Source organism: Pseudomonas sp. TE21435 (assembly GCF_056279265.1).
Genome location: NZ_JBWBQZ010000001.1, coordinates 5305908 through 5319124 on the forward strand (window position 1 = coordinate 5305908; position 13217 = coordinate 5319124).

Sequence of the window (13217 nt, forward strand, 5' to 3'; positions counted from 1 at the left end):
GCATGAGCAACCAACTGTTCGACGCCTACTTCACCGCCCCGGCCATGCGCGAGGTTTTCTCCGACCGGGGCCGGTTGCAGGGCATGCTCGACTTCGAGGCGGCCCTGGCCCGCGCCGAGGCGGCCGCCGGGCTGGTGCCGCACACGGCGGTGGCTGCCATCGAGGCGGCCTGCAAGGCCGAGCGCTACGATGCCCGGGCGCTGGCCGACGCCATCGCGGTGGCCGGCAATTCGGCGATCCCGCTGGTCAAGGCCCTGGGCAAGGTGGTCGCCAGTGGCGTACCCGAGGCCGAGCGCTACGTGCACCTGGGCGCCACCAGCCAGGATGCGATGGACAGCGGCCTGGTGCTGCAACTGCGCGATGCGCTGGGATTGCTCGAAAACGATCTCGGCAAGCTGGCCGACACCCTGGCGCATCAGGCATTGCAGCATGCCGACACGCCGCTGGTGGGGCGGACCTGGTTGCAGCATGCCACGCCGGTGACGCTGGGCATGAAGCTGGCCGGTGTGCTCGGCGCCCTCACTCGCCATCGCCAACGCCTCAAGGAACTGCGTCCGCGCCTGCTGGTGCTGCAGTTTGGTGGCGCTTCCGGCAGCCTGGCGGCGCTGGGCAGCAAAGCGCTGCCGGTGGCCGAGGCCCTGGCCGCGCAACTGAAGCTGTCCTTGCCCGAACAGCCGTGGCACACCCAGCGTGACCGCCTGGTGGAGTTTGCCTCGGTGCTGGGCCTGGTCGCCGGCAGCCTGGGCAAGTTCGGCCGTGACGTCAGCCTGCTGATGCAGACCGAGGCGGGCGAGTTGTTCGAACCCGCCGCGCCGGGCAAGGGCGGGTCCTCGACCATGCCGCACAAGCGCAATCCGGTCGGGGCGGCGGTGTTGATCAGCGCCGCCACCCGTGTGCCCGGGCTGCTTTCGACCTTGTTCAGCGCGATGCCCCAGGAGCACGAACGCAGCCTTGGCCTGTGGCATGCCGAGTGGGAAACCCTGCCGGAGATCTGCTGCCTGGTCTCCGGTGCCCTGCGCCAGGCCCAGGTGATCGCCGAGGGCATGGAGGTGGACGCCGAACGCATGCGCAGCAACCTCGACCTCACTCAGGGCCTGGTGCTGGCCGAGGCGGTCAGTATTGTCCTCGCCCAGCGCCTGGGCCGCGACCGGGCCCATCACCTGCTGGAGCAGTGCTGCCAGCGCGCCGTGGCCGAAGGGCGCCATCTGCGTGCAGTGCTTGGTGATGAGCCGCAGGTCAACGCCGAGTTGTCCGGCGAGGAGCTCGACCGCTTGCTCGACCCCACCCATTACCTGGGCCAGGCCCGCGTCTGGGTGGCGCGCGCCGTGGCCGAACATCAACGTTTCACTGCCTGAAAGGAGACCGCTGTGGCGCATTTGCAACTGGCCGATGGCGTACTGAACTACCAACTCGATGGCCCGGCCGATGCGCAGGTGCTGGTGCTCTCCAACTCCCTGGGCACCGACCTGGGCATGTGGGATGAGCAGATTCCCGCCTGGAGCGAACACTTTCGCGTGCTGCGCTACGACACACGTGGCCATGGCGGCTCGCTGGTCACTCAAGGCCCCTACAGCATCGAGCAGCTGGGGGGCGACGTGCTGGCCCTGCTCGAGGCGCTGGACATCGAGCATGCACACTTCGTCGGCCTGTCCATGGGCGGCCTGATCGGCCAGTGGCTGGGCATCAACGCCGGCCAGCGCCTGCACAGCCTGACCCTGTGCAACACTGCGGCAAAAATCGCCAACGACGAGGTCTGGAACTCCCGCATCGACGCGGTGCTCAAGGGTGGCCAGCAGGCCATGGCGGACCTGCGCGACGGCTCCATCGCCCGTTGGTTCACCCCGGCCTTCGCCCAGGCGCGGCCGGACGAGGCCCAGCGCATCTGCCAGATGCTCGCGCGCACCAATCCAGAAGGCTATGCCGCCAACTGCGCGGCGGTACGTGATGCCGATTACCGCGAACAGCTGGGGCGCATCCAGGTGCCGACGCTGGTGGTGGCGGGCTCTGCGGACGTGGTGACCACGCCTGAGCATGGCCGCTTCATGCAGCGCCGCATCGTCAACGCGACCTATGCCGAATTCCCGGCGGCGCACCTGTCCAACGTCGAGATCGGCGCGGCCTTCAGCGCCCGTGTGCTCGATTTCCTGCTGGCCCGCTGAGGAACCTGCCATGGATGAGAAACAACGTTACGATGCCGGCATGCAAGTGCGCCGCGCGGTGCTCGGCGATGCCCACGTGGACCGCAGCCTGGAAAAGCTCAATGACTTCAACGGCGAGTTCCAGGAGATGATCACCCGGCACGCCTGGGGCGATATCTGGACCCGCCCCGGCCTGCCCCGGCACACCCGCAGCCTGATCACCATCGCCATGCTGATCGGCATGAACCGCAACGACGAGCTCAAACTTCACCTGCGCGCAGCCGCCAACAACGGCGTGACGCGTGAGGAGATCAAGGAAGTGATCATGCAGAGCGCGATCTACTGCGGGATCCCGGCGGCCAATGCCACGTTCCATCTGGCCGAGTCGGTGTGGGATGAACTGGGGGTGGAGTCCAGGCAGTAACGCATCGCGGGGCAAGTCGCATCGGCGCACCGATGCGACTTGCCCCGCGATTACTTCACACGACTGCTTTCTTCTGGCGAACGGCGACAGGCCCGGCATTGGCCTCCACGGCCTTTTTCAGTTCGCCACACAAGCCAGCCATGAACGCCAGCTCCGCCACCACGAACAGCGGCCCGACGATCAACCCGCTCAGGTCATCGACGAATGCCGGCTTGCGCCCTTCGTAGGCATGTCCGACGAACTGGATGATCCACCCCACCACGAACGCACCTAGCCCGGCACTCAACCACAGCCCGGTACTCTGCACGGCCAGTGCCTGGCCGGCCCATAGGCACAATCCCAGCAGCAGCCCCATCACCAGGCCGAAGCGCAGGTCCAGGCGCAGGTAGAACCACACCGACCAGAGCGCCAGCAGCAGCGCCGGCGACAGCCACAGCCCCGCCACGTCCCAACCGGGGCGTGACAGCAGCACGGCCACGGCCAGCACGATCAGCGGAATGCCGATGAAGTGGGTGGCGATGTTCCGTGGATCGCGGTGGTAGGCCGCGTATTGACTCAGGTGCTCGACGAGGTTTTTCATTGTTGTTCCTCCATCAGGGGTGAGCACAGCTTGCCCCTGTTCATTCATCGTCGTCTGTCGCCTGGCCGACAGAGTTCGCTTTGCGAGGTGCCATGCACGATCCGCGCACTCAACTGCTGCATGGCCAATGGTTCCGGCAATTGCCCGTTACTGTTCAGGATAGTCTGCTGGCCCTGGGCCGTCCGCGTGAACTGGCAGCGGGGCAGCGTCTGTTCCAGCGCGGCGATGCGCCGTGTGGCCTGTATGCGGTACTCGAAGGGGCGATGCGGGTCGGAGCGGTCAGCAGCGCAGGCAAGGAGGCGTTGCTGACGCTGGTCGAGTCACCCCATTGGTTCGGCGAGATCAGCCTGTTCGATGGCCAGCCGCGCACCCATGACGCCTATGCCGAGGGGCCGACACGCCTGCTGTGGATTCCTCAGGCGCCGTTGCTGGAATGGTTGGCGTGCCAGCCAGAGCACTGGCGCGACCTGGCCTTGCTGATGAGCCAGAAGTTGCGCTGGGTGTTCGTCGCCCTCGAGCAGCAGAGCCTGCTGGCCGCCGCGCCGCGGGTGGCGCAGCGCCTGTTGCAGATGGCCGAAGGCTACGGTGAGCGCGATGTCGCCCAATGGCGGTTGCAAGTGTCCCAGGAACAGTTGGCCCTGATGCTGTCGCTGTCGCGCCAGACCATCAACCAGATCCTCAGGAGCCTCGAACAGGCCGGCGTGGTGCGCCTGGGCTATGGCGAGGTGGAGATTGTCGATGCGCCACGTCTGCGGGCGATGGGGCAGCATCAAGGCTGACCAGGGTATCGATCATCGCCCGCGCCGCCGGTGACAGGCGATAACCGCTGCGGCTAACTACCCCGCAGCGCACGCTGAGCACTTCCATGCCCGGCGGCAGGTTGCGCCAGTGCAGACGCACCAGATGGCCGGCGGCCAGGTCCTCGGCCACCGCCTCCTCGCTGGCCGTGCCGATGGCGTCGCTGGCCATTACCACGTTGCGCAGCACTGCCAGGTGTTCGGTCTGCAGGTGCGGGGTGAAGTCATTGCGCCCGCTGAGGTTGGCCAGGCGTTTGCGCACGCCGGGAGCGAGCAGGGCGCTGGCCAGTGGGTAGGCGAACAGGTCGTTGGTCGACAGGCTGTCCTTTGCCAGCAGCGGGTGCCCGGGACGGCAGAAGAACAGGCCAGGACGCGGGGACAGTGCCTCGGTGTGGAAGTAGGGATCGGCCTCGAAGGGACGTACGTCATCGACGAAGAACTCGATCTGCTCGCGACGCAGGGCCTGGCCCAGGCGCTCGGCGTTGTCCACCAGCAAGTCGGTGCGGATGCCGGGATGAGCCCCGATAAAATGTTGCAGGGCCTGGGGCACCAGGCGCACGGCCAGGGCCGGGCCGCTGCCGAAGTGCAGCTCTCCGGCATCGAGCTTGGTCATCTGCAGGACGTCATGGTTCAGTTGCGCGGCGCCCTGGACCAGGCGACGGGCATGTTGCAACACCACTTGGCCCTCGGGGGTGGGGGGCAATGCCTTGCTGGCACGATCGACCAGGGCGCAACCAAAGGTATGTTCGAGGTTCTGGATTGCGCGGCTGAAGGCGGGTTGGGTGATGCCCATGGCATCGGCGGCGCGGACGAAACTGCGGTATTCGATGAGGGCGATGAAATAGCGCAGTTGGCGGAGGTCCATGCTCGGGCTCTGGTGCGGGATCAGAGCTTGGTTTTAGCGGCTTGTTACATATAGCGTCAAAGAATGTTATTTGATTTGGATATGTCTTCTGGTTATTTGCCGGACGGCAGGTCCCATCGCGGGCAAGCCCACGCCGCTCCTGCATTGTGCAGGCGTGAGCGGGCTTGCCCCGCGATGGCCTCAAAGGAGATTGAACGGATAGCTGACAATCAGGCGGTTCTCATCGAACGCGTTGCTGCTGAAATCCCTGCGCATGGTCGAATTGCGCCACTTCACCGACAGGTCCTTGAAGGTCCCGGCCTGCACCACGTAGGCCAGCTCGGTCTCCCGGGCCCACTCCTTGCCATCGTCCACCCCTCCGGCATGCACGTTGTCGCCTTTGATGTAGCGGTTCATCAAGGTCAGGCCGGGGATGCCGACGGTGACGAAATTGAAGTCGTGACGCAGTTGCCAGGAGCGCTCCTTGGCATTGTCGAAGCTGGCGTTGTAACTGTCGTTGGCCAGCGTGCCGCCACTGGTGCCGTTGACGCGCATCCAGGCGTCATCGCCACTGATCTTCTGCAGGCCGATATAGAAGGTGTGGCCTTGATATCGCGCCGAGAGCATGGCCGAGACGGTGCGGTTGTCCAGGTCGCCGGCGCGGGCGCTGCCATCCTCCTTGCCGAGGAAGTAGCCCAGATTGGCGCCCAAGGTCCAGTCGCCCAACGGCTGGCTGTGCACCAGGTTCAGATACTGCTGGCGATAAATGTCTTTTAGCCGGGCATCCCACAGGCCGACCATCGTGCGTTTGTCGTTGAAGCTGTATTCGCCGCCGGCGAAGTTGAAGCGGTCGGAGGTGATACCGGCGCGCCCCTGCATGAACATGTCTTCCATGCTCGCATCGTTGCGCGGGCTGTTGCCGCGGAACTGGCCGGCGTACAGGGTCAGGCCGTCGATCTCCTTCGAGGTGAGCTGACCGCCGCGGAACGTCTGCGGCAGCGAGCGGCCATCGTCCGAACGCAGGATCGGCAGCACCGGCATCCACTCGCCAACTTTGAGTTCGGTCTGCGACAGGCGCGCCTTGAACGCTACCCCCAGGCGGCCGAAATCATCCGCCGGGCGACCATCGTCATGCACCGGCAGCAGGTGGGTGCCGGCCGTGCCCTTGCCGCCATCGAGCTTGACCGAGTACAGCCCCAGCACATCGATGCCGAAACCGACGGTGCCCTGGGTGAAGCCGGAGCGGGCGTCGAGAATCAAGCTCTGGGTCCATTCCTCGGCCTTGCCCTGGGGGTTGGCCGGGTCGACGAAGTTGCGGTTGATGTAGAAGTTGCGCAGGTTGAGGCTGGCCTTGGCGTCTTCCAGGAAGCCACCTTCGGCGGCCACGCCGGGCAGGGCGCAGGACAGGGCCAACAGGCCGGGCAGCAGCTGGCGTGCGGGTTGCAAAGTGCTCATCTGTCGTGGATCTCTTGTTTTTATTGGGCGAGCCGGGCCGCTGCGGGTGTGGGCCGCAGGGGGCGTCTTTTAGAGAGAGCTGTGCAACGTTGCGCAGGCGATGGTGCGGGGGAGGGTGGGGGCTAGGCAATTCGTTGCAAGCGGAACGGGGCGGTTATCGAACGCAATGTGACCGCGCAACAAAAAGCCCACCGCAAGGGTGGGCTTGATGCTGTTAGCGGTCCAGTCAGCCTTTCGGCGTCTGGATCGAGGCTTGCTGCTGGGTCTGCTCGTACCAGCCGCCGCCGAGGGCCTTGTACAGGTTGACCTCGCTGACCAGCTGCGACAGGCGATCACCGATCAGCGACTGCTGGGCGCTGAACAGGTTGCGCTGGGCATCGAGGAAGGTCAGGTTGCTGTCGATACCGATGCGGTAGCGGCGCTCGGCCAGGCGGTAGTAGTCCTGGTTGGCGGCCACCAGGTCACGCTGGGCCTGCAGCTGCTCTTCGAACGTCTTGCGTGCGGCCAGGCCATCGGCGACTTCCTGGAAGGCGGTCTGGATGGTCTTTTCGTACTTGGCGACGTTGATGTCCTTCTGGATCTTCGAGTAGTCCAGGCTGGCCCGCAGGCTGCCGGCATTGAAGATCGGCAGGTTGATCTGCGGCTGGAACAGCCAGGTGCCCGAGCCGCCCTTGAACAGCCCGCCCATGTCCGGGCTCAGGGTGCCGGCGTTGGCGGTCAGGCTGATGCTCGGGAAGAACGCGGCCCGCGCCGCGCCGATGTTGGCGTTGGCGGCCTTGAGCAGGTGCTCGGCCTCCTGGATATCAGGGCGGCGCTGCAGGATGTCGGACGGCAGGCCGGCCGGCACTTCGGCCAGCTGGTCGGCATTGAGCTCCAGCGGCTTGGGCAGGTTGGCCGGCACGCCGGTACCTACCAGCACGGTGAGGCTGTTCAGGTCCTGGGCGACCAGGCGCTGGTACTGCGACAGCTTGACGCGTGCGCCTTCGACGGCAGTGCGCGCCTGGCTCAGGTCCAGGGCCGAGGCGACACCCACCTCATTGCTGCGGCGGGTGAGGTTGTAGCTCTCTTCGTACGTCTTGAGCGTTTCCTCGGTCAGCTTCAGCAGCGCCTGGTCGGCCTGCCAGGTGTAGTAGGCGTTGGCCACGCTGGCCACCAGGCTGATCTGCGTGGAGCGGCGCGCCTGTTCGCTGGACAGGTAGGTTTCCAAGGCCTGCTGGGTCAGGCTGCGCACCCGGCCGAACAGGTCCAGCTCATAGGCGCTGACACCCAGGGTGGCCGAGTACTGGCTGCTGATGGTGGATTCGCCGGTCTGCGACATGTTCGCCGGCATCCGCTGGCGGCTGCCGCTGCCATTGGCGGAAACCGCCGGCAGCAGGTCGGCGCGCTGGATGCGGTACTGCGCGCGGTAGGCGTCGATGTTCAGCGCCGCGACCCGCAGGTCGCGGTTGTTTTCCAGCGACGTCTGGATCAGTTGCTGCAGCGCCGGGTCGTGGAAGAACTGGCGCCAGCCCTGTTCGGCCGCGGCGACGTCGGCCGATTGGGTCGGCGAGTACGCAGGGCCTTGCGGCCACTGCGCGGCCACCGGCGCCTCGGGCGTCTGGTAGTCGGGGATCAGCGAGCAACCGCCGAGGATGAAGGCGGTTACCGCCAGGGACAACAAAGACTTGGTCATTGCCCAGCCTCATAACGTGGAGTTTCAGGGGTGGCGTGTTCTTTCGGCTCTTTGCTGCCGAACAGCGACGACACTGCGACGAAGAATAGCGGTACCCAGAAGATGGCCAGCACGGTGGCGCTGATCATGCCGCCGATCACACCGGTGCCGATGGCGTGCTGGCTACCGGCACCAGCGCCGCTGGCGATGGTCAACGGTACCACGCCGAGGATGAACGCCAGCGAGGTCATGATGATCGGGCGCAGACGCATGCGGCAGGCCTCGATGGCTGCGTCGTACAGGCTTTTGCCCTGTTCGTGCAGCTCTTTGGCGAACTCGACGATCAGGATGGCGTTCTTCGCCGCCAGGCCGATGGTGGTCAGCAGGCCGACCAGGAAGTACACGTCGTTGGACAAGCCGCGCAGGCTGGTGGCGAGCAGGGCACCGATGATACCCAATGGCACCACCAGCACGACCGCGATCGGGATCGACCAGCTTTCGTACAACGCCGCCAGGCAGAGGAACACGAACAGCACCGAGAGGGCGAACAGCGCCGGCATTTGCGAGCCGGAGAGTTTTTCCTCGTAGGACATGCCGGTCCAGGAGAAGCCGATGCCGGTTGGCAGTTCGCCGGCGATGCGCTCGACTTCGGCCATGGCCTCACCGGTACTGTAGCCCGGCGCCGGGGTACCGAGGATCTCGACCGCTTCCACGCCGTTGTAGCGCGACAGCTTCGGCGAGCCATAGCTCCATTCGCCCTTGGCGAAGGAGGAGAACGGCACCATCTCGCCCTTGCCGTTGCGCACGTACCACTTCTGCAGGTCTTCCGGGCTCATCCGGGCGTTTGGCGCACCCTGGATGTAGACCTTCTTGACCCGGCCACGGTCGATGAAGTCGTTGACGTAGCTACCGCCCAGGGCGATCGACAAGGTGTTGTTGATGTCGGCGATGGTCACGCCCAGAGCACTGGCGCGTTCGTCGTCGATGGTCAGCTGGTACTGCGGCTCGTCGTTCAGGCCGTTCGGACGCACGGCGCTGAGGATCTTGCTCTGCGCGGCCTTGGCCAGGAACTGGTTGCGTGCTTCCATCAGTTTTGCATGGCCGACCCCGGCGCGGTCCTGGAGGAACACGTCGAAGCCGGTGGCGTTACCCAGTTCGAGTACCGCCGGCGGGGCGAAGGCGAACACCATCGCGTCGCGGAAGCTGAAGAAGTGCATCTGCGCGCGCTGGGCGAGGGCGAACACGCTGTTCTCCTTCGAGCGCTCGCCCCAAGGCTTGAGCATGATGAATGCCATGCCCGAGCTCTGGCCGCGGCCGGCGAAGTTGAAGCCGTTGACGGTGAACACGGATGCCACGGTATCGGCTTCCTTGTCGAGCAGGTACTCGCGCATCTGGTCGACCACCACCTGGGTGCGCTCGGCACTGGAGCCGGCCGGGGTCTGTACCTGGGCGAACAGCACGCCCTGGTCTTCCTCTGGCAGGAATGCGGTCGGAATGCGCGCGAACAGCCAGATCATGCCAACCACGATCAGCGCGTAGGCCAGCAGGAACGGGATCTTGTTGCGCAGGATGGTGCCGACGCTCCGCTCATAGCCGACGACGCTGCGGTCGAAATTGCGGTTGAACCAGCCGAAGAAGCCGCGCTTGGCCACATGGTGCTCGCCCTTCTTCAATGGCTTGAGCATGGTGGCGCACAAGGCCGGGGTGAAGATCAGCGCGACCAGCACCGACAGGCCCATGGCCGAGACGATGGTGATGGAGAACTGGCGATAGATCACACCGGTGGAACCGCCGAAGAAGGCCATCGGCAGCAGTACCGCCGACAATACCAGGGCGATACCCACCAGGGCGCCCTGGATCTGCTCCATGGAGCGCTTGGTCGCCTCCTTGGGCGGCAGTCCTTCCTCGGACATCACCCGCTCGACGTTCTCCACCACGACGATGGCATCGTCCACCAGCAGGCCGATGGCCAGGACCATGGCGAACATGGTCAGGGTGTTGATGCTGAAACCGGCGGCGGCGAGGATGCCGAAGGTACCCAGCAATACCACCGGTACGGTCATGGTGGTGATGATGGTGGCGCGGAAGTTCTGCAGGAACAGGTACATCACCAGGAACACCAGGACCACCGCTTCGATCAGGGTGTGGATTACCCCGCTGATCGATTCGGTGACCACCGGGGTGGTGTCATACGGGAACACCGCCTTCACCCCCGGTGGGAAGAACGGCTCGAGGCCGCTGATGGTCGTGCGCAGCGCCTTGGCGGTATCCAGGGCGTTGGCGCCGGTGGCCAGCTTGACCGCCAGGCCCGAGGCCGGCTTGCCGTTGTACTGGGCGCTGATGGCGTAGTTTTCGCCGCCCAGGCCGACCTGGGCCACGTCGCCCAGGCGTACCTGGGAACCGTCGGCATTGACCTTGAGCAGGATCTTCTCGAACTGCTCGGCGGTCTGCAGACGGGTCTTGCCGATGATGGTGGCGTTGAGCTGGGTACCTGGCAGCGCCGGCAGGCCGCCGAGCTGGCCGGAGGATACCTGCACGTTCTGCGCGGCGACCGCGGTGCGCACGTCGACCGGGGTCAGCTGGAACTTGTTCAGCTTGGCCGGATCCAGCCAGATACGCATGGCGTACTGCGCACCGAACACCTGGAAGTCGCCCACGCCTGCGGTCCGCGAGATCGGGTCCTGCATGTTGGAGACGATGTAGTTGGCCAGGTCGTCCTTGGTCATGCTGCCGTCTTCGGACACCAGGCCGATCACCAGCAGGAAGTTCTTCACTGCCTTGGTGACGCGGATACCTTGCTGCTGCACTTCCTGCGGCAACAGCGGGGTGGCCAGGTTCAGCTTGTTCTGTACCTGGACCTGCGCGGTGTCCGAGTTGGTGCCCTGCTCGAAGGTGGCGGTGATGGTCATGCTGCCGTCGGAGTTACTTTCCGACGACACATAACGCAGGTTGTCGATCCCGTTGAGCTGCTGCTCGATCACCTGCACCACGGTGTCCTGCACGGTCTGCGCCGAGGCGCCCGGGTAGGTCACGGAGATGGCGATGGCCGGCGGGGCGATGCTCGGGTACTGGTTGATCGGCAGCTTCAGGATCGACAGGGCGCCGACCAGCATGATCACCAGGGCGATCACCCAGGCGAAGATCGGGCGATCGATAAAGAACTTCGACATGGTTTACTCCGCTTTGGCGTCAGCTTTGGCCGTGTTGGCCTGAGCAGCGCTGGCCGGCTTCTTGACGTTGGTGGCTTCGCTGACCTTGACCTCGACGCCTGGTCGCACGAACTGCAGCCCTTCGGTGATCAGACGGTCGCCCGGGTTCAGGCCTTCCTCGATCAGCCAGTCACTGCCCAGGGTGCGGCTGGCCTTGAGCTGGCGCAGTTCGACCTTGTTCTCCTGGTTGACCACCAGCGCGGTCGGCGCACCCTTGAGGTCACGGGTCACGCCCTGTTGCGGGGCCAGGATGGCGTTGGCGTTGACGCCGGCCTTGAGCCGCGCATGCACGAACATGCCGGGCAGCAGGGTGTGGTCGGGGTTGGGGAAGATCGCGCGCAGAGTGACGGAACCGGTGGTCTCGTCGACCGCGACTTCGGAGAACTCCAGGCGGCCCTGCTGCTTGAACAGGCTGCCGTCTTCCAGCACCAGCTGAACCTGGGCGGCATTGTCGCCGGCCTTCTGCAACTGGCCGCTTTCCAGGTCACGGCGCAGCTTGAGCAGCTCGGCGGTGGACTGGGTAACGTCGACGTAGATCGGGTCGAGCTGCTGGATGGTGGCCATGGCGTTGGTCTGGCCATTGTTCACCAGGGCACCTTCGGTGACCGAAGAGCGGCCGACGCGGCCACTGATCGGGGCCAGCACCTTGGTGTAGCGCAAGTCGATCTGGGCGCTCTTGAGCGATGCCTCGGCCTGCAATCGTTTGGCATTGGCGTCATCGTATTCCTGCTTGGAGACGGCCTGCTCGTCGATCAGTTGCTTGTAACGCTCGGCCAGCGAGCGGGTAGCCTGCAGGTTGGCCTGGGCGTTGGCCAGGTTCGCCTCGTAGACGGCTGGGTCGATCTGGTAGAGCTGTTGCCCTTCCTTGACGTCGCTGCCTTCCTTGAACAGGCGCTTGAGAATGATGCCGTTCACCTGTGGGCGGACCTCGGCCACACGGTAGGCGCTGGTGCGCCCCGGCAGTTCCGAGGTCAGGGTGAAGGCTTGCGGTTGTACGGTCACGACGCCGACCTGAGGAGCCTGCGGCGCAGGCGCTGCTTCCTCTTTCTTACAGCCACTGAGCAGGGTTGCCAGGGCCACGGCGGAAACCAGGGCGGTTACGGCTGGCTTGAATTGCATGAGGATCCTCGGGTCGCAGGAGCAGGGGAGCTCAAGAATATAGTGGAAGTGCTTTGTCAGAAAAACGCTATCCGGTGGATAAATAGCTTGCTAAGTAATATACTTACATTCATGGTTGTTTGTAAATAGTGCCGGTGCGTCGTGGGTGACCACCGTCTATCGCCCAAATCCACCCGGGAGCGGCCCTGAAAGAGCCTGCCCCGGCCTGATTCCCGCCCGCCAGATTGAGCGCGCGGGGCCTGATGAGGTTGTACTGCCATGGTCCGTCGAACCAAAGAAGAAGCCCAGGAAACCCGCGCCCAGATCATCGAGGCGGCGGAGAAGGCCTTCTACAAGCGCGGGGTAGCGCGTACCACCCTGGCCGACATCGCTGAGCTCGCCGGCGTCACTCGCGGGGCGATCTACTGGCACTTCAGCAACAAGGCCGAGTTGGTGCAGGCGCTGCTCGACAGCCTGCACGAGACCCATGACCACCTGGCCCGGGCCAGTGAAAGCGAGGATGAACTCGACCCGCTCGGCTGCATGCGCAAGCTGTTGCTGCAAGTGTTCAACGAGTTGGTGCTCGATGCCCGAACCCGGCGTATCAACGAAATCCTGCATCACAAGTGCGAATTCACCGACGACATGTGTGAGATTCGCCAGCAGCGTCAGGGCGCGGTGCTGGACTGTCATCAAAGCATTGCCCTGGCCTTGGGTAATGCCGTACGCCGCGGCCAGTTGCCTGCCGAGCTCGAGATCGACCGGGCTGCGGTGGCCATGTTTGCCTATGTGGATGGCCTGATCGGCCGCTGGCTGCTGCTGCCGGAAAGCTTCGACCTGTTGGGCGATGTCGAGAAATGGGTCGACACCGGGCTGGATATGCTGCGCTTGAGCCCTGGCTTGCGCAAATGACACTTTGTTAACGATTGTGAGGAAGTGTTATCCCTTTTCGGTTAACGCAGGATTAATAACCTGGAAGCGGTCATGCCCGGCAATGACAACCTTCAGGCCGTGATGTCGC

At 64.8% G+C, this 13217-nt stretch carries 11 protein-coding genes; 5 read left to right on the forward strand and 6 right to left on the reverse strand.

The window, feature by feature from the left end; genetic code table 11:
* Positions 1-2 precede the first annotated feature (2 nt).
* The 3 genes from ACZ9C1_RS24045 to pcaC are packed head-to-tail and all read left to right on the forward strand — an operon-like array spanning position 3 to position 2562.
* On the forward strand, positions 3-1355 hold the full coding sequence (locus ACZ9C1_RS24045) for a 3-carboxy-cis,cis-muconate cycloisomerase (protein ID WP_277503027.1): 1353 nt from the start codon (positions 3-5) through the stop codon (positions 1353-1355).
* A 12-nt stretch (positions 1356-1367) separates the two neighbouring features.
* Positions 1368-2159: a 3-oxoadipate enol-lactonase gene (gene pcaD / locus ACZ9C1_RS24050; protein ID WP_110697642.1), complete on the forward strand. Its 792-nt coding sequence runs from the start codon at positions 1368-1370 to the stop codon at positions 2157-2159.
* 10 nt (positions 2160-2169) lie between these two features.
* On the forward strand, positions 2170-2562 hold the full coding sequence (gene pcaC / locus ACZ9C1_RS24055; RefSeq protein ID WP_070093782.1) for a 4-carboxymuconolactone decarboxylase: 393 nt from the start codon (positions 2170-2172) through the stop codon (positions 2560-2562).
* Between the two features lie 55 nt (positions 2563-2617).
* Here the strand turns inward: pcaC and ACZ9C1_RS24060 are convergent, their stop codons facing one another.
* Positions 2618-3142, reverse strand: coding sequence for an Mpo1 family 2-hydroxy fatty acid dioxygenase (locus ACZ9C1_RS24060; RefSeq protein WP_102682772.1), 525 nt, complete (start codon positions 3140-3142; stop codon positions 2618-2620).
* Positions 3143-3234: 92 nt separating this feature from the next.
* On the opposite strand from ACZ9C1_RS24060, the gene ACZ9C1_RS24065 reads away from it, so the two are divergent.
* Positions 3235-3921, forward strand: coding sequence for a Crp/Fnr family transcriptional regulator (locus ACZ9C1_RS24065; protein ID WP_258599139.1), 687 nt, complete (start codon positions 3235-3237; stop codon positions 3919-3921).
* Here ACZ9C1_RS24065 and ACZ9C1_RS24070 read toward each other — a convergent pair.
* From ACZ9C1_RS24070 to ttgA, 5 genes are all read right to left on the reverse strand, one after another.
* Positions 3821-4804, reverse strand: a complete 984-nt coding sequence (locus tag ACZ9C1_RS24070; RefSeq protein WP_102682770.1) for a LysR family transcriptional regulator — start codon at positions 4802-4804, stop codon at positions 3821-3823. The two genes, ACZ9C1_RS24065 and ACZ9C1_RS24070, sit on opposite strands and share 101 nt — an antisense overlap.
* A gap of 180 nt (positions 4805-4984) precedes the next feature.
* Positions 4985-6238, reverse strand: coding sequence for an OprD family porin (locus ACZ9C1_RS24075; protein ID WP_476254443.1), 1254 nt, complete (start codon positions 6236-6238; stop codon positions 4985-4987).
* Between the two features lie 226 nt (positions 6239-6464).
* Complete coding sequence (locus ACZ9C1_RS24080) at positions 6465-7910, reverse strand: AdeC/AdeK/OprM family multidrug efflux complex outer membrane factor (protein WP_046856915.1); 1446 nt, start codon at positions 7908-7910, stop codon at positions 6465-6467.
* On the reverse strand, positions 7907-11059 hold the full coding sequence (ttgB, locus tag ACZ9C1_RS24085; protein WP_102682767.1) for a multidrug efflux RND transporter permease subunit TtgB: 3153 nt from the start codon (positions 11057-11059) through the stop codon (positions 7907-7909). Before ttgB ends, ACZ9C1_RS24080 begins: the two co-directional genes overlap by 4 nt.
* 3 nt (positions 11060-11062) lie before the next feature.
* The gene (gene ttgA / locus ACZ9C1_RS24090; protein WP_102682766.1) at positions 11063-12217 is read right to left on the reverse strand and encodes a toluene efflux RND transporter periplasmic adaptor subunit TtgA; all 1155 of its coding nucleotides are present in this window, start codon (positions 12215-12217) and stop codon (positions 11063-11065) included.
* 258 nt (positions 12218-12475) lie between these two features.
* Between ttgA and ttgR the strand changes: the two genes are divergently transcribed.
* Entirely contained in the window at positions 12476-13108 is a 633-nt protein-coding gene (gene ttgR, locus ACZ9C1_RS24095) for an efflux transport transcriptional regulator TtgR (RefSeq protein WP_023630222.1), read from the forward strand.
* Positions 13109-13217 lie beyond the last annotated feature (109 nt).